This is a genomic window from Actinomycetota bacterium, from assembly GCA_035759705.1.
In the GTDB taxonomy this organism is placed as follows: Bacteria; Actinomycetota; CADDZG01; order JAHWKV01; family JAHWKV01; genus JAJCYE01.
In genome coordinates, this window is sequence record DASTUJ010000204.1 from 1 (window position 1) to 2636 (window position 2636).

Below are 2636 nucleotides of genomic sequence, written 5' to 3' on the forward strand. Positions count from 1 at the left end.
GTGGGCAGGGCCGTGCTTGCGCGCTCGGGTATCGATCCCGCGCGCATCAACCAGGTGATCGTCGGCAACATCCTGTCCGCGGGTCAGGGCATGAACCCCGGCCGCCAGGTCGGGGTGAAGAGCGGTGTCCCGGTCGAGGCGCCGGGACTGACCCTCAACCGGATGTGCGGCTCGGGGCTGCAGGCGATCATCAATGCTGCCCAGGAGATCGCCCTCGGCGACGCCGACGTGGTGCTGGCCGGCGGGATCGAGAACATGGACCAGGCGCCCTTCCTGTTGCCCAAGGGCCGCTACGGCTACCGCATGGGACTGCCGGACGCCAAGATCGTTGATCACATGGTCAACGACGGCCTGTGGGACGCTTTCAACGACTACCACATGGGCATCACCGCGGAGAACGTCGCGGAGCGGTACGGCATCACCCGGGAGGACTGCGACGCCTACGCCGCCCGCAGCCACCAGCTCGCGGCCAAGGCCCACAGCGAGGAACTCTTCGCCGGCCAGATCGTGCCCGTGCCGATCAAGCAGAAGAAGCAGACCGTCGACTTCACCACCGACGAGCACGTGCGGCCCGACTCCACCGCGGAGGGCCTGGCGCGGCTGCGGCCGGTATTCAAAAAGGACGGTCTCGTGACGGCCGGCAACGCCAGCGGTATCAACGACGGTGCGGCGATGATGCTGGTGACCAGCGCGGCCAAGTCGGAGGAGTTCGGCCTGCCGGTCAACGGCCGGCTGGTCTCGGCGGCGGTCAGCGGCGTCGACCCGGCCTACATGGGCATCGGCATGGTGCCCGCGTCGCTCAAGGCGCTGGAGAAGGCGGGGCTGACTATCGATGACATCGACGTCGTCGAGGCGAACGAGGCGTACGCCTCCGTCGCCCTCGCGGTGCAGCGGGAGCTCAAGGTGCCCGACGAGAAGATGAACCCCGTCGGCGGAGCGGTCGCGCTGGGGCACCCCATCGGAGCCACGGGCGCGGTGCTCACCGTCAAGGCCCTGTACGAGCTGGAGCGCCGTCAGGCCCGCTACGGGCTCGTGACGCTCTGCATCGGCGGCGGGATGGGCATCGCCGCGGTATTCGAGCGGGTGGGATAGGCTCGCCGCGATGGATCATCGGTCTGGCTAATGTCACGTTAGCGAAGTGGTTCAACGCATGGCCTTGGCGAGGACCTGTTCTGGTGTCTTGGTCCACTGGAACGGCTGGCAGCGCTGATTCCAGGCATCGATGAAGATCCGGATCGCCCGGATGAGGTCGGCGACGCTGGTGAAGGTCCCCCGGCGGATCGCCTTGCGGGTGATGATCCCAAAGAAGATCTCCACCAGATTCATCCAGCTCGCCGAGGTCGGGGTGAAATGCAGGTGGATCCTTGGGTTGCGGGCCAGCCAGGCCCGGACCCTGGGATGGGTGTGGGTGCCGTAGTTGTCGAGCACGAGGTGCAGCTCCCGCCGCGGATAGGCCTTGGCGACCTGTTTGCAGAAGGCCAGGAACTCGATGTGGCGGTGCCGGTCAAAGCAGCGGTCGGTCACCTTGCCGGTGGCCACCTCCAAGGCGGCAAACAGCGTGGTGGTGCCGTGGCGGAAGTAGTCGTGGGTGCGCCGCTCGGCCAACCCCGGCCGCAGCGGCAGGATCGGCGCGGTGCGGTCCAGCGCCTGGATCTGGGACTTCTCGTCCACGCACAGCACCACTGCCTTCTCGGGTGGGTGCAGGTACAGCCCGACGACGTCGTGGATCTTGGCTTCCAGCTGCGGGTCGGTGGAGAACTTGAAGGTCTCGGTCCGCCAGGGCTTGAGGCCATGGTCGCGCCAGACGGTGGCGATGGTGAAGTTGCTCACGCCCAGCTCGCGGGCCAGCGTCCGGGTCGACCAATGAGTCTCGCCCGAGGTCGGCGCCGGGCCGGCGAGGGTGACGGCGACGATCTCCAGTTCCTTGTGCACATCGATGGTGGGTGGGCGGCCAGCTCGGGGACGGTCGGTGAGGCCAGCGATGCCTGATCGGGTGAAGCGCTGGCGCCAAGTGATCACGGTCTGGCGGGAGCAGCCGAGCAGCTCGGCGATCTCGCTGTTGGCCACCCCGTCGGCAGCAAGGGTGATGATCCGAGCGCGTTGGGCGAGCCCAGACGGAAGCGAGGGGGAGCGGAGCCAGGTCTGCAGCTCGGCCAGTTGCTTGGGGGAGGCCGCAAGCGCGGCGGCGGCTTTGGGCATGGCCGATTCTCTACCCCGTCCGCAAGAATCGTCCAATCACTTCGCTAACGCGACACTAGCGAGGATGAGAGGTCCCAGCGAAGGCGAGAAGCGGCTTGGAACCGTCTCTGGCGAGGCCTCAGCCGGCAGGGGACGCGGCGGGTCCTGTGGGCAGGGGAACGTCCTCCTCCTCCACGACCAGGAGCGCGACCCGGCTCAGGTCCAGGTCGTTCGGGACGTCGGCGGCGACCGCCTGCCCCTCGGGCGAGGCCAAGGCGGCGCCCATCGCCGCCGGGTCATCGAACCAGTCCTCGGCGACGGCGTCGTAGGCCGGCGGCGGCTCGTTCGGGTCCGGAAGCACCCAGTTCACCACCAACCGCCGCAGCCCGGGCAGCCTGGTGACCAAGGGCAGGTGGGTCTCCCGCAGGTACTGCCCGAAGTCCTCCCGGCTCATCTCA

General features: G+C 68.1%; 3 protein-coding genes. 1 reads left to right on the forward strand and 2 read right to left on the reverse strand.

The window, feature by feature from the left end; translation table 11 throughout:
* Positions 1-1092, forward strand: a 1092-nt coding sequence (locus VFV09_14320) for an acetyl-CoA C-acetyltransferase (GenBank protein ID HEU4868884.1), incomplete at its 5' end; no start/stop codon positions are given.
* Positions 1093-1143: 51 nt separating this feature from the next.
* Here the strand turns inward: VFV09_14320 and VFV09_14325 are convergent.
* Together VFV09_14325 and VFV09_14330 are read right to left on the reverse strand one after the other, a co-directional pair.
* Positions 1144-2199 carry an IS630 family transposase gene (locus VFV09_14325; GenBank protein HEU4868885.1) on the reverse strand — a complete coding sequence of 352 codons (1056 nt, stop codon included), beginning with the start codon at positions 2197-2199 and terminating at the stop codon, positions 1144-1146.
* A 118-nt stretch (positions 2200-2317) separates the two neighbouring features.
* Positions 2318-2632 (reverse strand): EthD family reductase, encoded by a 315-nt coding sequence (locus tag VFV09_14330; GenBank protein HEU4868886.1) that lies wholly within the window; start codon positions 2630-2632, stop codon positions 2318-2320.
* Positions 2633-2636: the final 4 nt, after the last annotated feature.

Excerpts from the sequence above, each read along its gene's own strand:
- VFV09_14325 (HEU4868885.1), bottom strand. The coding sequence starts at position 2,199 with ATGCCCAAAGCCGCCGCCGCGCTTGCGGCCTCCCCCAAGCAACTGGCC.
- VFV09_14330 (HEU4868886.1), bottom strand. The coding sequence starts at position 2,632 with ATGAGCCGGGAGGACTTCGGGCAGTACCTGCGGGAGACCCACCTGCCC.